The 14,124-nt window shown below is 66.9% G+C and carries 13 protein-coding genes and 1 other annotated feature; of the genes, 5 read left to right on the forward strand and 8 right to left on the reverse strand.

What is annotated here, in order from left to right; translation table 11 throughout:
- Positions 1 to 180, forward strand: a 180-nt coding sequence (locus Q7T84_RS01420; protein ID WP_304805784.1) for a hypothetical protein, incomplete at its 5' end; no start/stop codon positions are given.
- A 553-nt stretch (positions 181 to 733) separates the two neighbouring features.
- On the opposite strand, the gene Q7T84_RS01425 is transcribed toward Q7T84_RS01420, so the two are convergent.
- The gene (locus tag Q7T84_RS01425) at positions 734 to 2,101 is read right to left on the reverse strand and encodes an aminotransferase class V-fold PLP-dependent enzyme (protein ID WP_304805785.1); all 1,368 of its coding nucleotides are present in this window, start codon (positions 2,099 to 2,101) and stop codon (positions 734 to 736) included.
- A gap of 85 nt (positions 2,102 to 2,186) precedes the next feature.
- Positions 2,187 to 2,879 (reverse strand): MgtC/SapB family protein, encoded by a 693-nt coding sequence (locus tag Q7T84_RS01430; protein ID WP_304805787.1) that lies wholly within the window; start codon positions 2,877 to 2,879, stop codon positions 2,187 to 2,189.
- A gap of 142 nt (positions 2,880 to 3,021) precedes the next feature.
- Here Q7T84_RS01430 and Q7T84_RS01435 point away from each other — a divergent pair, with 142 nt between their 5' ends.
- The 4 genes from Q7T84_RS01435 to Q7T84_RS01450 all read left to right on the forward strand — a co-directional run bounded on the left by Q7T84_RS01435 (position 3,022) and on the right by Q7T84_RS01450 (position 9,944).
- Complete coding sequence (locus Q7T84_RS01435) at positions 3,022 to 4,266, forward strand: DUF1214 domain-containing protein (protein WP_304805788.1); 1,245 nt, start codon at positions 3,022 to 3,024, stop codon at positions 4,264 to 4,266.
- 108 nt (positions 4,267 to 4,374) lie between these two features.
- A complete protein-coding gene (locus tag Q7T84_RS01440; protein ID WP_304805790.1) occupies positions 4,375 to 4,620 on the forward strand; it encodes a hypothetical protein in 246 nt (81 codons plus the stop codon).
- Positions 4,621 to 4,708: 88 nt separating this feature from the next.
- Positions 4,709 to 4,761: a sequence feature (sul1 is cis-regulatory element that is thought to sense ions involved in sulfur or methionine metabolism; They are found in Alphaproteobacteria), on the forward strand.
- Positions 4,762 to 4,829: 68 nt separating this feature from the next.
- On the forward strand, positions 4,830 to 6,305 hold the full coding sequence (locus Q7T84_RS01445; RefSeq protein WP_304805791.1) for a SulP family inorganic anion transporter: 1,476 nt from the start codon (positions 4,830 to 4,832) through the stop codon (positions 6,303 to 6,305).
- Positions 6,306 to 6,587: 282 nt separating this feature from the next.
- Complete coding sequence (locus Q7T84_RS01450; RefSeq protein WP_304805792.1) at positions 6,588 to 9,944, forward strand: autotransporter domain-containing protein; 3,357 nt, start codon at positions 6,588 to 6,590, stop codon at positions 9,942 to 9,944.
- 37 nt (positions 9,945 to 9,981) lie between these two features.
- On the opposite strand, the gene Q7T84_RS01455 is transcribed toward Q7T84_RS01450, so the two are convergent.
- The 6 genes from Q7T84_RS01455 to Q7T84_RS01480 form a co-directional block, all read right to left on the reverse strand.
- Positions 9,982 to 10,353, reverse strand: a complete 372-nt coding sequence (locus Q7T84_RS01455) for a VOC family protein (RefSeq protein WP_304805793.1) — start codon at positions 10,351 to 10,353, stop codon at positions 9,982 to 9,984.
- 20 nt (positions 10,354 to 10,373) lie between these two features.
- The gene (locus tag Q7T84_RS01460) at positions 10,374 to 11,117 is read right to left on the reverse strand and encodes a YebC/PmpR family DNA-binding transcriptional regulator (RefSeq protein ID WP_304805794.1); all 744 of its coding nucleotides are present in this window, start codon (positions 11,115 to 11,117) and stop codon (positions 10,374 to 10,376) included.
- A 288-nt stretch (positions 11,118 to 11,405) separates the two neighbouring features.
- Entirely contained in the window at positions 11,406 to 11,996 is a 591-nt protein-coding gene (locus Q7T84_RS01465) for a histidine phosphatase family protein (protein ID WP_304805796.1), read from the reverse strand.
- On the reverse strand, positions 11,993 to 12,577 hold the full coding sequence (locus Q7T84_RS01470; RefSeq protein ID WP_304805798.1) for a histidine phosphatase family protein: 585 nt from the start codon (positions 12,575 to 12,577) through the stop codon (positions 11,993 to 11,995). The genes Q7T84_RS01465 and Q7T84_RS01470 overlap by 4 nt, the downstream gene beginning before the upstream one ends.
- Positions 12,574 to 13,359: an SDR family NAD(P)-dependent oxidoreductase gene (locus Q7T84_RS01475; RefSeq protein ID WP_304805800.1), complete on the reverse strand. Its 786-nt coding sequence runs from the start codon at positions 13,357 to 13,359 to the stop codon at positions 12,574 to 12,576. The genes Q7T84_RS01470 and Q7T84_RS01475 overlap by 4 nt, the downstream gene beginning before the upstream one ends.
- 22 nt (positions 13,360 to 13,381) lie before the next feature.
- The coding region (locus Q7T84_RS01480; protein ID WP_304805801.1) for an alpha/beta fold hydrolase at positions 13,382 to 14,124 on the reverse strand (743 nt) is incomplete at its 5' end.

Here is a 14,124-nt window from a genome sequence, read left to right on the forward strand (position 1 = left end):
GCCGCCACACTTGCCATCATCGTGGCCTCGGAGAAGCCCGACGACCTAAGCCAGAAGATGGGGAAGAAAGCGACGGCTTGGGTTGCTGGCAATATCGCCAAGGTCGTTGAGAAGGTTGGCATCGCCGCAGCGGCAGCCTCGATCACAAATGCAATCGCCAGCTACTACGGATTAGCATAACGCTTTCGGCGAAAGCGTTCGTGTCCCTGAGAGCCAAAGCCGTCGATTGGCTATCCCGTCCTCCCAAATCCCGCCCGAGAGCGCCGGACGACTTGGCCGTTGCGACTTGTTCGATGGCCCGTTGTCCTGAAGCAGACCTCCCCAAGTTCGCCAACGAGCCCCACTCGGTCAGGGTGCCGCCCAATCGTGATTGTCTCGGATGGGTCCCATCGGGGAACTCCGCTTCTGGGCGCCAAGTCGACATTAGATTGGGCCGGTGTTCTGTTGCCGCCGGCCAAGCAGGGCCAGCCCTAGGTTGGGAACGCCGATGTGCCGAAACGGGTGACTGCCACGTTTTCAGCGGGATACCCCGCCGCCGTTAGCTTGGCCCGACAATGATCCATAGGCTCTGGATGGCCGACGCAAGCGGTCGGCCATGACGAACTTGGATGGGGCTCGTCTAGACACAGTCGACATTTGGCCGTTGCCGCGGTCCTGGCGGACGATCCGGAATCTTACGCTCCATGCCCTGGGTCCCGGCCTTCGCCGGGATGAGCGGAGTAGGAGCGGGGGCCTACCCCATCGCGGCGATGGCCTTGATGGCGAAGGCGATGTCCTCGGGGGTGTTGCGGATGCTGGGGGTCAGCCTGGCGTGTTGCTCGGCATAGGGGGCGGCCGAGCCGATGATCCGCCAGCTGCGCAACCGGGAGACCGTGTCGCGGGCCGAATGACCGGCGACGTCGAAGCTGACGATGCCGGCCGACATCAACGGGCTCATCGGGGTTCGCACCCGCACGTGGGGCAGGGCGGACAGGCCGGTCTTCAGCAGGGTGGCCAGCTCGTGGGTGCGGTTGGCGACATGCGGCTTGCCCAGCCCTTGGTGGAAGCCGAACGCCTCGTTGAGCGACCAGACCTGCTCAAAGGCCTTGAAGCCGCCGGGCGTCATCCGCGCGGCGGTGGTGGGGCCGGGATCGTAGTTGCCGATCCAGGCTGAATAGGCGTCGTGCGCCAGGAAGCTGGGGATGGTCGGCGATAGGCGCGAGAGCGCCAGCGGGCTGAAGAACATCACTCCCGTGCCGCGCGGCCCGAACAGCCACTTGTGGCAGCCGGCGACTAGCACATCGCAGCCGAGCTGGGGGAAGGTGGTGTCCTCGACCCCGAAGCCATGGACGCCGTCGACGAAGAACAGCACCTGGTCGGCCGGCTGCCGCGTGGCGTTGATCGGCTTCAAGGCGTCGGCGATGGCGCGGATCGGCAGCTTCAGGCCGGTGGAGGAATGCACCCAGGTCAGGGCCAGGACCCGCGTCGCCGGGGTGATCCCAGCCACCACCCGCCGCACGATCTCCGGCGTGGAGGCGCTCGTCGCGCCGTCATGCAGGGTGATCTTGCGCACGCCCATCCCGGTCTTGCGCGAGGCCAGCCGCAGGGACTCGTGGGTGACGTAGTAGTCGTGGACGCTGGTCAGCGCCTCTTGGCCGTAGCGCAGATTAAGGCCGGCATAGACCAGCCCGATGCCCGAGGTTGTGCTTTCGCAAAGGCCCACCTGCTCGATCGGCACGCCGAAATAGGCCCCGGCGGCGGCGCGGGCGGCGTTCTGCAGCCGCTTGTTGTTGTGTTCCAGATAGGTGACCGGGTTGCGGTCCAGCGCCGCGCGATGGCGGGTGATGGCCTCGCGCACCGGCTTGGGGTTGGAGGCGAACAGCATGGCCGACAGATCGACCTCGCCCCAGTCCAGATCCCACAGGGCGCGTAGCCGGTTCCAGTCCGGCGGCTTGGGGCCGGGGGGGGTGACCGGTTGCTGCACGGGCGCGGCGGGCGTCGTCGGAGCAGGCGCCTCGTCCATCTCCTGGGCCACGGCGATGGCTGGCGCGGCGGCCAAGCCCAGGGCCAGCAGATGGCGCCGGCTTAGGTTCGGCGCGCCCAAGTCCTGGTTCGCCCGCATGAACAGCCTCCAATTTCCCGCCTAAGACAATGCGCAGCTTGTTGGTGGGTTTCCTTGAGGCGTGAAACGCTTTGCGACCAAGGCGCTATTCGTGTCGAGGAGACAGCTCAAACGCGACGACGCGGGGATCGGCGAGGAGCGCCTCGGTGATCGCCTGTGAGTTCAGGGCGCTGGTTCCGCGGAAGGTCGAGGTCAGCTCGATCCCTTCGCCGCCCGGCAGCATCTTGTGGACCACGGCGTCCGGCTCGAGCCCGAAGGCCGCGAACAGGGCGAGGAACTCGGCCTCGCTCGGCGGCGCCTCGCGGGCGTAGCGGACGGACACGTCGACATGGCGCTGGCGCGGCAGCCGTCCGTCGATCAGGCGCATGCCGGCCAGCACGACCAGGGTCGCGACCGTGCCGATCACCGCCAAGCCATGCAGGCTGATCCCATAGAGAACGCCCAGCGCCGAAGTGATCCAGAGCGAGGCCGCGGTGGTCAGGCCGCGAACCGAAAACCCCTCGCGGAAAATCACCCCGCCGCAGAGAAAGCCGACGCCGGTCAGCACGCCATGGGCCATCCGCACCGGATCGACTCGGATCACGTCATGCGGCGTGCCGACCATCCAATCGACCTGATAGACCGCCGCCAGCATCAGCAGGGTCGAGGTCAGGCAGACCAGGATGTGGGTGCGGATGCCCGCCGCGCGGCCCCGGTATTCACGCTCGAAGCCGATGACGCCGCCGGCCAGGATCGCGGCCAGGATCGGGATGACATAGTCGTGGCGAAACAGGTCCATCAGCCCAGAACGCGCGAACTGCGGTTAAGCTTCCGTGGCGTGCTGCGTGCCCCGGACTTCGGCATGGGACATCGGGGTAAGGCCTGATGGCCTGGCCGGTTTGGCGCCGGCAGTCTCTCGTCTATGCGAGACGGAGTCGCCCATGGACGCCCAGACCATCACCGACGCCTATGTCTATCTTCTCAGCCGAGCGCTGGTCGTGCGGCAGGAGCATCTCGATCGGGACGAAGAGGGCTTCGCCTACAATCAGGTGAAGTACAATCCGCTGGGTTCGGCGGACTTCGTGAACCCTAATTTCGACGTCGCCTATCTGGAGGGTTGGATCGCGGTCGACGCCGATCATCCGGTGGTTCTGGAGGTTCCGAAGGTCGAGGGGCGGTACTACACCGCCCAGATCCTCGACGAATGGGGCGAGGTGATCGTCAACATCAACGAGCGAACCTTTCCCTCCAAGCCATTCGGCGCCTTCGCCCTGACCCTGCCCGGATCGAGCCCCGCCTTGCCGGCTGGGGCGACGCGGATCGATCTGCATTCCAGCAAGGCCAAGCTGCTGGCGCGGGTGGAGTTGAAGGGCGATCCGACGGGCGCCCTGACCCTGCAAAAGCAGTTCGTGCTGACCGCCCAGGGCGCGCCAAGGATCGCCGAGCCGCCGCAGATGCCGCCGTTCAGCAACCAGACACTGATCGGGGCTGAGCTGTTCGATCTGGCCGAGGCGGTGTTCGCCTCGGCGCTCGATGTCTCGCCGCACGCCGCTCAGATGCAGCAACAGGTCCGCGCGGTCGCCGTCCACATCGCCTCAAGCGATGACGCGCGCGCGGCGGCCGACAAGCAGATCCATGGCCAGATCGTGCCGGCTTTCCAGGAGTTCGCCTTCACCAAGTCCGCACCGCAGCACGAGGGCTGGGTCGGAGGCGCGCCCGACATGGGCAATTACGGGGTGAACTACTGGCTGCGCGCGACGGTCAACTATCTGGGCATCTGGGCCAATACGACCGAGGAGGTGATCTATTTCACCACCAACCGCGACGCCCTGGGACAGCGGCTGGATGGCGGCAAGGGCTATGTCATCCACTTCCCGCCCGACCAGCTGCCGGACTCGGTGGTGGACGCCTATTGGTCGGTGATCCTGGTGGACGCCGCCGATTTCCGGGTGGTCCCGAACCGGCTCGCTCGCTTCAATCTGAACAACCAGTCGCCGCTCCAGAAGGAGGCCGATGGATCGCTGAAGATCGCGATTGGCGCAATGCCCGTCGCGGGCGTTCCGGAGGCCAACTGGCTGCCCTCGGCCGAGGGCAAGGCCTACTCGCTGACCTTCCGCGCCTATGTGCCGAAGGAGGTGGTGAAGCAGGGCGCGTGGGCGCCGCCGGGGCTCGCGCCCGTGGCCTGAGCCGGGCCATCGTCAGGCGCCGGAGTTTTATTTGCGTCCCGGTGCGAAAAGGTACAGCGTGAGGAACGACCCGCCAGAAGGTCGTGAGGAATATTCAGGGAGGCGCGCGTGAAAGTCTTCACGTTGTCGATGGTTTTTGGGCTGGCCGTGGCCGGCGTCGCCTTTGCGCAGGGAAGCACCCTGACAAGCGGCTACACCAAGACCACTGCGAGCTTTGTCAGCGCACCGTCCAAGGCCCCGGCGCGCCAGGGCGCCAAGAGCAATCCAAGCCTCATCAAGGTGAGCGCCGACACCAAGGCGCCGACCTATATCTACAAGGCTCCGATGGCCACGCGGCCCTTGAAGACCTGGTAGGCCACGCGCCGACCTCACGCCGGACCGCTCCCGAAATCTAGCCGCGGCTTGCGCGGCCACGGTTATCGGGGCATTTGGAACGCCATTCGTCGGACCCAGCCTGCTGGGTGGCTCGGCCGGGCGCCTATCCTCCGGAAACTCAAGCGACAGACCTGAATTGAACGTCGGCGCGCAGCGCGGCGTCGCTTGGCTTCGACAAGGTTTCCATCATGCTTTCCGCCTCGCTTGCGCGCGACTGGCTCGCCAACCCTCGCCGCGATTTGCTGGCCGGGACGGTGGTCGCCCTGGCCCTGATTCCCGAAGCCATCGCCTTCTCGATCATCGCCGGGGTCGATCCGGCGGTGGGGCTCTACGCCTCGTTCGTGATCGCGGTGACCATCGCCTTGGTCGGCGGCCGGCCCGCGATGATCTCGGCGGCGACCGGGGCCATGGCGCTGCTGATGGGCGGGCTGGTGCGCGATCACGGGCTTGAATACCTGTTCGCCGCGAGCCTTCTGACCGGCGTCTTCCAGGTGATCGTCGGCCTGCTGAAGCTGGGCCGCTATGTGAAGTTCGTGTCGCGCTCGGTGATGACCGGCTTCGTCAACTCGTTGGCGATCCTGATCTTCCTGGCCCAGATGCCCGAACTTATCGGCGCGAACTGGCAAACCTTCGCCATGGTCGGGGCGGGGCTGGTCATCATCTACGGCTTCCCGCGGATCACCCGGGCCGTTCCCTCGCCGCTGGTGGCGATCGTCGGGCTCAGCGCCTTCGCCATTCTCGCCCGGGTCGACGTGCGCACGGTGGGCGACATGGGGGCGATGCCCTCGGCCCTGCCGATGTTCCACCTGCCGGCCGTGCCGCTGACCTGGGAGACCTTCACGATCATCGCGCCGGTGGCCGCGACCCTGGCCTTCGTGGGTCTGCTCGAGAGCCTGCTCACCGCCAGCATCGTCGACGACATGACCGACACCCCCTCGGACAAGGATCGCGAAACGCGCGGCCAGGGGATCGCCAATATCCTCTCGCCGCTGTTTGGCGGCATGGCCGGCTGCGCGATGATCGGCCAGTCGATTATCAATGTGAAGTCGGGCGGCCGGGGGCGGTTGTCGACGCTTTGGGCGGGACTGTTCCTGTTGTTCCTGATCCTGGTGCTCCAGGACTGGGTGGCGCAGATCCCCATGGCCGCCTTGGTGGCGGTGATGATCATGGTCAGTGTCGGCACCTTCGATTGGGGCTCGATCCTGCGGCTGCGCAGCGCGCCGCTGGCCTCGTCCATCGTCATGCTGGCGACGACGGTGACGGTGGTCTGGACCCATGACCTGTCGAAGGGCGTCGTGCTCGGCGTGGTGCTGAGCGCGCTGTTCTTCGTGCGCAAGGTCGCCAAGGTGATCGTGGTCGAGGAGATCCCGGGCGGCGAGGACGTCCGGCGCTACGCCGTGCGCGGCCACCTGTTCTTCGCCTCGGCCGAGGTGTTCGCCGCCTCGTTCGAGTTCCACGGCCATCCGCGCCGGGTGGAGATCGACATGACGCAGGCCCACCTCTGGGACCTGACGGCGGCGGCGGCGGTCGACCGCGTGGTGTTCCGCTATCGGCGCCAGGGCGCGGAGGTCGAGGTTCGGGGCATGAACGAGGCCAGCGCCACCCTGATCGAGCAGGTCGGCCGCCACGACAAGACGCACCTGCCGGCGGCGGGGGGACACTAGGGGGGCTTCGCCGCGACAACAGGTCGCTGGTCTATGTCTAAGGTGCGAGAGCTGAGGACCTAGTAAGGGGAAGCAACCGGCCGTCGTCTTGGCGAAATCCAGGCCTCTTTATTCGAGCCTTCAGGTGCAGATTCGCCCAGCCTGGCGGTAACATTAGCGCGAAATTAAGTCTCGACGATCAGAAGGGCGCTCCTCCGCCTTTGGGGGCGGGGTTGCTGAGCGATCGGCGGCGGCAGGCAGAAGTCTTGGCGCGCGATGGGTCGCGTTCTTATGGGGCGTTTTGTGAATTCTATCAGTGTTATGCGTGCGCCAGAAGGCGCGCGCGGCGTTGCGTTCGGCCTGCTCGGCCATTCCGTCAAGCGTGTTGGCGGCCTCTCGCGGTTCGCGATGTTGGCCCTGGCCGGGACGGCCTTGAGCTTCCCAGTCATCGCCTTGGCGGCGCCGTACCAAACCGAGGTTTTGGAAGGCTCCTACATCAAGATCGGCCTCAATGAGTTCGGCACCCTGGGGTCCGTCGGCTCGACGCCGCCAGGCATCCTCTATGACGGCACGGGCAAGGGAGTCTTCAACTCGGACTTCGACTACCTGACCCCGGGGTCGCCATTTGAAGGGTTCACTCTTTCAGGCTTTAAGGGCGGTGTCGCTTTTACAGCGATCAACAACAATCACACCGCCAAAGGTACCGACGTAACGGTTGATAGCTTCACGCTATATAACGATATCGATTACCCGGAGGCGGGAAATAAATATCAGAATCGCGCGGTTTGGACTGGAACCTACGACCAACACTTCACGATCACGCATGACTACCATTTCAACGATCAAGACCAACAGCTCAACATCACCACCACCATCAAGGCCATCAACGATCTAACTGGTCTTACCTATGCGCGGTTCACTGATCCAGACGCGGTCGCGGCCGATGGCGACTCTAGTGAGACCAACAATTTCCAAGGCTCTTCGGGCGTTTCGAAGACTGACCTCGTCTATGCCGAGGCGCTGGTCTCGAAATATGTGATCGGCCTCTATACGAAGGATTCCGCCACTCACAATTCAGCGGTCACCGATTGGTTCATGGACCCGACGGAGTATCTGGCCGGCGGCAGCATTGGTCATGGCGACAACACCATCGGCCTCGGCTTCAATATTGGCGACCTAGAGGCCGGCAAGGTATTCACCCTCAACTATAGCTACATCTTCGGCACCGATATCGCCGCCGCGCTCGGCGCAGCGGGAGGCGGCGGTGGTGGTGGCGGTCCCAAGCCCACCATCCAGGACGGCCCCTATACGGTAGAGCAGTTGCTGAGCGGCGCGGTCGATCCGACTTTCAATGGCGGCGTCCTGACCCTGGGATCGAGCGGCGCGGCGCCGACCGACTTCTTGGTCGAGACAGCCGGCGGCGCTATCGACACGGCGGGCCATGACTTGACCCTGTCTGGCGTGCTGTCGGGGCCGGGGGCTTTGGACAAGACCGGCGGCGGCGTGCTGACCCTGACCGGGACGAACACCCACGGCGGCTTCAATGTGCAGGGCGGCATCCTGGCGGTCGGCTCGGGCGCGGCCCTCGGTGGCGGGGTCACGATCAGCAACGGCGCGACCCTGCGGACCTTGGCCGACATGACCGTCGATCAGGGTCTGCAGGTCCGGGTGGGGCAACAGGGCGGCGTCGACACCGCGGGCCATGACGTGGTTCTGAGCGGCGCCGTCACCGGCGGCGGCGTGCTGCAAAAGGTCGGAACCGGTTCGCTGACCCTGACCGGCGACAATCGCCAGTCGGTGCTGGACGTCATGGGCGGCACGGTCGTGATCGGATCGCAGCAGTCGCAAGGCGCGGCAGGCGGCCTGATCATTCTGCAAGGCGGCGCCACCCTGGGCGTCGGCACGGGCATGATCCTCTCGCAGGGCCTGGCCATTCAGGGCGAGGGCGCGCGGTTCGACACTGGCGCCAGCGACGTCGTCATGACCGGCGTGGTGTCGGGCAATGCTTGCCTCATCAAGGCGGGCGTCGGCCATCTGAGCCTGAACGCCGCGGGCTCCAACGCCATCGGCGCCTGCGTCCAGCAGGGCCAGCTCAGCTTCAACAACGTCTTCTCGGGCGGGGTCTGGATCGACAATGGCGGCGTCGCCGGCGGCGGCGGCCTGATCCGGGGCGACGTCGAGGTCAATGGCGTGCTGGCGCCGGGCAACTCGCCCGGCCGCTTGGTGGTCGCGGGCGACGTGACGCAGTCGGCGAGCGGCGTGCTGGCCATAGATATCGACGGCCCGACGGCGGGTGTCGGCGCGGGACACCACGACACCCTGGTCCTGACCGGGGCGGGCAGCGTGTTCACCGCTGGCGGCGCCATCGCGCCGATCACGCGCGGCATCACAGGCGCGGCGTCCAACACCTACACGCCCAAGATCGGCGACGTGTTCGAGGTGGTGAGCGCCGAGGGCGGGGTCAGCGGTTCGTTCGCCGCTGTCACCCAGCCGACGGACGGCATCCCGGCCGATTCACGCTTTGACGTGATCTACATGCCCAAGGCCATCGCCCTGGCGGTGACGCCCAAGAGCTATAGCCAACTGGCGATCAGCGGCCGCACCAACGCCGAAGCCGCCGCCACGGCGGCTGACCGTGCGCGCGGCGTGGCCGGCCAGCGCGCCAGCACCGTCCCTGGCGCCTTCGCCGCGGGCCTGGTCGGGCTGAGCCAGACCCAGATCCTGACGGCCCTGCAACAGGGGGCCGGTGAGATCCACACCGACAGCGTCGATGCGAAGCTGCAATATAACCGCACGAACCGTGCTCAGGTATCGGCCCGGTTGGGCGACGCCCACGCGGGCGACCGTAAGCTCTGGGCCGTGGTCGGCGGCGACAGGCTGAAGGTCGAGGCTGACGCCCATGCCAGCGGCTATCGCGCCGACAGCGGCTCGGTGACGATCGGCCTGGACCACGCGGTGAGCGACAAGCTGCTGGTCGGCGCGGCGGTGAGCTATGGCGAGACAGAGCTCGACGCCGGGCTGATGGGGAACGGCAAGTCGTTCAGCTATCAGGGCCACGCCTATGCTGGCTGGCGCTCGGGCGAGTACTACGTCAACGGCGTCGTCTCGCTCGGGAACGACACCTACAAGACCGCCCGCTCGATCGACTTCTTCTCTGGCGGCGAGCGCTTCGCGGCCAAGATGGACGGCGTCTCGATGGCGGCGGATGTCGAGGCCGGGCGTCACCTGACCTGGGGACCGGCGGCCGTGACCTTGGCCGCTGGCCTGTCCAGCGACCGGGTCGAGCGCGACGGCGTCCAAGAAACGGGCGGCGCCATCGGCGCCTTGGCCTTCAAGGACGAGACGCGCAACGCCGTGCAGGGCCGCATCGGCGGCGTGGTTCGCGGCGAGACCGAGGCGTGGTCGGTGAAGATCAAGCCGCAGGCTTCGCTGTTCGTGACGCAGGAGTTCGGCGACGACGCCAGCGCCTTCGACACGGCGCTCCATGGCCAGCGGTTCTCGGTCACGGCGGCTTCCCCGGGCCAGACCTCGGTGAAGTTGGCGACGTCGGTCGACACCGCGCTCTCCGAGCGCACTCGCGTCAGCCTCGGCTACCGCTATGGCTGGTCGGACAACGCCCAGAGCCATGCGGTGCGGGCGACCGCGGCGATCGCCTGGTAGTGAAAAAGGGCGCGTCCGGGGCGACCCGGGCGCGCCGCTAGCTTGGCGCCAGCCGTTCCATGATCTCGTGCACATTGCCGCCGGGCGCGTGAAAGGCGGCGTAGCGGAAGCCGCCGGGGGCGTTTTCGGCGGGCGTATCGTGAAGGAAGATCACGCCTTGTTCGCGCATCCGGCGCATGGCGGCGTCGATGGACGGAACCTCGAAGACGCAGATCGTCGTCGCGCTCGCGGCATGGGCGTGCGCTGGGGCCGGCTGGGCGCACCCGAAGACGTGAAACTCCGTGCCGCTCAGGTCGAAGATGAGCTGGTTCGGCGCCCGGTCCGCCAGCCGCAGACCTAGCACCTCGCCGTAGAAGCGTTCGGCCTCGGCGAGGTCGGGCGTCAGAACCATCATCAGCCCGAGCTTCACCGGCGGCCTCCGGTCCGGTGTTAGCCGAACTTTTCCATGTCTTCGTCGGAGATGTCGTAGTCGCCGTAGACGCTCTGGACGTCGTCGTCGTCTTCGAGGGCGTCGACCAACTTCATCAGGGTGGCGACGGGATCGCCGCTGATCGGGGTCAGGTTCTTGGCGCGCCAGACGATCTTGGTGGACTTGGCCTCGCCGAGCACGCCTTCCAGCGCTGCGGCGACTTCGGCGAAGTCCTCATAGGCGGTGTAGATGGTGTGGCTGTCCTCGTCGGATTCCACGTCCTGGGCGCCGGCCTCGATGGCCGCTTCCATGACCTTGTCTTCCGAGCCGACCTTGGCCGGATAGGTGATCTCGCCGAGACGGTCGAACTGGAACGACACCGAACCGGTGGCGCCGAGGTTGCCGCCGTTCTTTGAGAAGATCGTGCGGATGTTGGCCGCCGCGCGGTTGCGGTTATCGGTCAGGCCTTCGACGATGATCGCGACGCCGCCGGGACCAAAGCCCTCGTAGCGGACCTCGTCATAACTTTCGCCGTCGCCGCCGGCGCCCTTCTTGATGGCGCGGTCGATGTTGTCCTTGGGCATGGACTCGGCCTTGGCGTTGGCGACGGCCAACCGTAGGCGCGCGTTCATGGTGGGATCGGGCAGGCCCGCCTTGGCGGCCACAGTGATCTCGCGCGACAGCTTGGAGAACAGCTTGGACCTGACCGCATCGGCGCGGCCTTTGCGGTGCATGATGTTCTTGAACTTGGAATGTCCGGCCATGGGTCTCTCTGAACGTTCAGTGTTCGGCTTCTAACCTTGCCCGCCGCTGAGCGCCAGTCGGCCGGAACCTTGAGCGGTCGCATGGGTTAGGCCAGCGCACAATGGGAGCCAAGGCGATGAGCGAAGACTACGAAGACATATTGGGCGATGAGCCGGACGCCGCGGTGGTGCGTTGGATGGATCGCCCGCCGATGCACATCGGGCCAGCGGCCTTGTCGAGCGCGGTCGCCGGGGCGTTCCTGCTGGGCGCGGTCGCGGCGTTTGGGCTGATGGCGCTGTCGGGACGGTTTACGGCTGCGCCGGCAGTTCGCAATCGAATCTCTCGATTGCTCCACTAACCAGGCGGTAGATGGCGTCCTGCGGCACCGACTGGGCCCAGGTCTCGGTCCGGGGCAGGCCCAGATAGGCGCCGCGCACGACGCGGCCCGAGCCGCCGTGACAGACCACGATCACCTTGCGTTGCGGCTCGGGCGGCAGATCGGCCAGCCAATCGGCGATTCGGCCCTCGACGCTGTCGTAGCCTTCGCCGTCCGGGGCGGCGAACTGCCAGCCGCCGAGGCCGAAGGTGTCGGGGAACTCGGCCGCCAATTCATCGCGCAGCCGCCCGTCCCACTGTCCGAAAGAGACCTCGATCACCCGATGGTCAGTCTCGACCGGCAGGCCAAGGTGCTCACCGATGATCTGGGCGGTGTGCTGGGCCCGGCCGAGCGGGCTGGCGATGATGCGCCAGCCGCTATCGCCATTGATCTGGCGTTTCAACAGATGTCCGGCGGCGTGGGCCTGCGCGCGGCCCAGCGCCGTCAGCGGCGAGTCCAGGTGACCCTGCTGGCGGCGCTCGGCGTTGAACTCGGTTTCGCCGTGCCGGACGAGATAGATCATGCAGCAACCTCAGCGCAGGAGAGCCGTTGGACGGCCCCCTCCGCCAGCCGGAAGATCGCATCCTGCGGCATATCCTGGGCCAAGGTCTCCTCGCGTGAAAGCCCCAGATAGGCCCCGCGCAGCAGGCTGCCGGAGACGCCGTGGGCCGCCGCGATCAGCTTGCGGGGTTCAGGCGCCTGGGCGGCCAACCACGGGCGGACGCGGCCGTCGACATCCTCGAACCGCTCGCCCTCGGGGGCCTGGAAGAACCAGTCGCGGCCCGCGAAGGCTTGCGGATGCTCCTTGGCGAGGTCGGCGTAGAGCCGGTCCTCCCAGGCGCCGCAGCCGACCTCGATCAGGGCCGGCTCGATCTCGACCTCGATACCGAGCGTGGCCCCCACGATGGCGGCCGACTGGCGGGTCCGCTTGAGCGGGCTGGCCAGCAGCCGCCAGCCGGTGGTGTCGGTGATCTCAGCTTTCAGCAGGTCGGCCATGGCCTGGGCCTGGGCCATGCCGAGGTCGGTCAGCTGGGACTCCAGCTGACCCTGCATCCGGCCCTCGTGGTTGTAGTTCGTCTGACCGTGGCGCAGCAGGTAGATCATCGCTTGCGACGCACCACCGGGTGGGACGAGGACAGGCCGCCGTCGACGACGATGGCTTGGCCGTTGACGTAGGAGCTTTCGTCCGAGGCCAGGAACAGGGCGGCGTTGGCGATCTCGATGGGCACGCCGCCGCGCAGCAGCGGGTTCAGCTGGCCGATCTTGTCCTCGTTGCCGCGCGCGCGGGCGCCGTCGAAGATCGGCTGGGTCATGCCGGTCTCGATCAGGCCGGGACAGATGGCGTTGACCCGCACGCCGGTGCCGTAGAACTCATTGGCTGAGGTCTGAGCCAGGTTGATGACGCCGGCCTTGGAGGCCGAATAGGGCGAGCCGCCCGCGCCCGAGCGGATGCCGGCGACCGAGGCGGTGCAGATGATCGAGCCCTTGCCCTTGGGGATCATGTGGCGCGAGGCGTGTTTCACGGCCAGGAAGGCGCCGATCAGGTTCACGCGCAGGATCTCAGCCCAGAAGGCGGCGTCCTGTTCGTCGAAGGTGGTCCAGCCGCCGGAGATGCCGGCATTGGCCCAGACCACGTCCAGCCCGCCATACTCGGAGACCGCGCGGCCGATCAGGCTCTCGACAAAGGCTTCCTCGCCGGCGTCGCCGACCAGGGGAACAGCCTTGCCGCCGGCCTGCGCCACCAGCTTGGCGGTCTCGTTCACGCTGTCCATCTTGTCGGCGATGACTAGGCTGGCGCCTTCGGCGGCGAACAGCAGCGAGCTGGCGCGGCCGATGCCCGAGCCGGCGCCGGTGATGACGGCGGTCTTGCCGGAAAGACGTCCCATGGGAGTTCCTCTTCTTTAGGCTTCAGGCGCGCGCGGCGGCGGCCAGGATGGCGTCGATGACAGTGTCGTAAAGGGCCGGGGGCAGGTCGTGGCCCATGCCGGGAATGATGCGCAGTTCAGCGCCGGGGATCGCCTTGGCGGTGGCTTCGCCGCCAAGCGGCTTGATCAGCGGATCGTCGGCGCCATGCAGCACGAGCGTCGGGACGGAGAGCTTGGACAGCCGCTCGGTGCGGTCGCCATCGGCACGGATCGCACCCATCTGGCGGGCCGAGCCGGTCGGGTTGAAGGCCCGCGCATGCTCGGCGATGGCGCGTTCACGCAGGGCGCCTTCGGGCCAGGGATAGCCGGGACTGCCGATCGTCAGGGCGTTGTTCACGCCGTGGGCCAGGAAGGTTTCATAGTCGGCCTTCGGATCGGGCGGGGCGACGGAGAGGACCAGGCCCGCTTCCGGCGTCGGGTCCATCGTGCCCGGCGCGCCGCTGGCCGACATGATCGAGGTCAGCGACAGCACGCGACCTGGATGCTCGATGGCGACGGCCTGGCTGATCATCCCGCCCATGGACACGCCGGCCACGTGGGCCTTGTTCGCGCCCACGGCGTCGAGGACGGCGACTGCGTCGCCAGCCATGTCGGAGAGGCTGTAGGTCTCGCCCGGCTTGAACCAGGTCGAGAGGCCGGTGTCGCGGTTGTCGAAGCGGATCACGCGGTAGCCGCAGGCGGCCAGCTTGTCGCAGAAGTCGGCCGGCCAGCGGGTCATCTGCGAGC

Source organism: Phenylobacterium sp., from assembly GCF_030654915.1.
Taxonomy (GTDB): Bacteria; Pseudomonadota; Alphaproteobacteria; order Caulobacterales; family Caulobacteraceae; genus Phenylobacterium.

Excerpts from the sequence above, each read along its gene's own strand:
- Q7T84_RS01465 (WP_304805796.1), bottom strand. The coding sequence starts at position 11,996 with ATGATCTATCTCGTCCGGCACGGCGAAACCGAGTTCAACGCCGAGCGC.
- Q7T84_RS01430 (WP_304805787.1), bottom strand. The coding sequence starts at position 2,879 with ATGGACCTGTTTCGCCACGACTATGTCATCCCGATCCTGGCCGCGATC.
- Q7T84_RS01435 (WP_304805788.1), top strand. The coding sequence starts at position 3,022 with ATGGACGCCCAGACCATCACCGACGCCTATGTCTATCTTCTCAGCCGA.
- Q7T84_RS01460 (WP_304805794.1), bottom strand. The coding sequence starts at position 11,117 with ATGGCCGGACATTCCAAGTTCAAGAACATCATGCACCGCAAAGGCCGC.
- Q7T84_RS01470 (WP_304805798.1), bottom strand. The coding sequence starts at position 12,577 with ATGATCTACCTGCTGCGCCACGGTCAGACGAACTACAACCACGAGGGC.
- Q7T84_RS01445 (WP_304805791.1), top strand. The coding sequence starts at position 4,830 with ATGCTTTCCGCCTCGCTTGCGCGCGACTGGCTCGCCAACCCTCGCCGC.
- Q7T84_RS01475 (WP_304805800.1), bottom strand. The coding sequence starts at position 13,359 with ATGGGACGTCTTTCCGGCAAGACCGCCGTCATCACCGGCGCCGGCTCG.
- Q7T84_RS01425 (WP_304805785.1), bottom strand. The coding sequence starts at position 2,101 with ATGCGGGCGAACCAGGACTTGGGCGCGCCGAACCTAAGCCGGCGCCAT.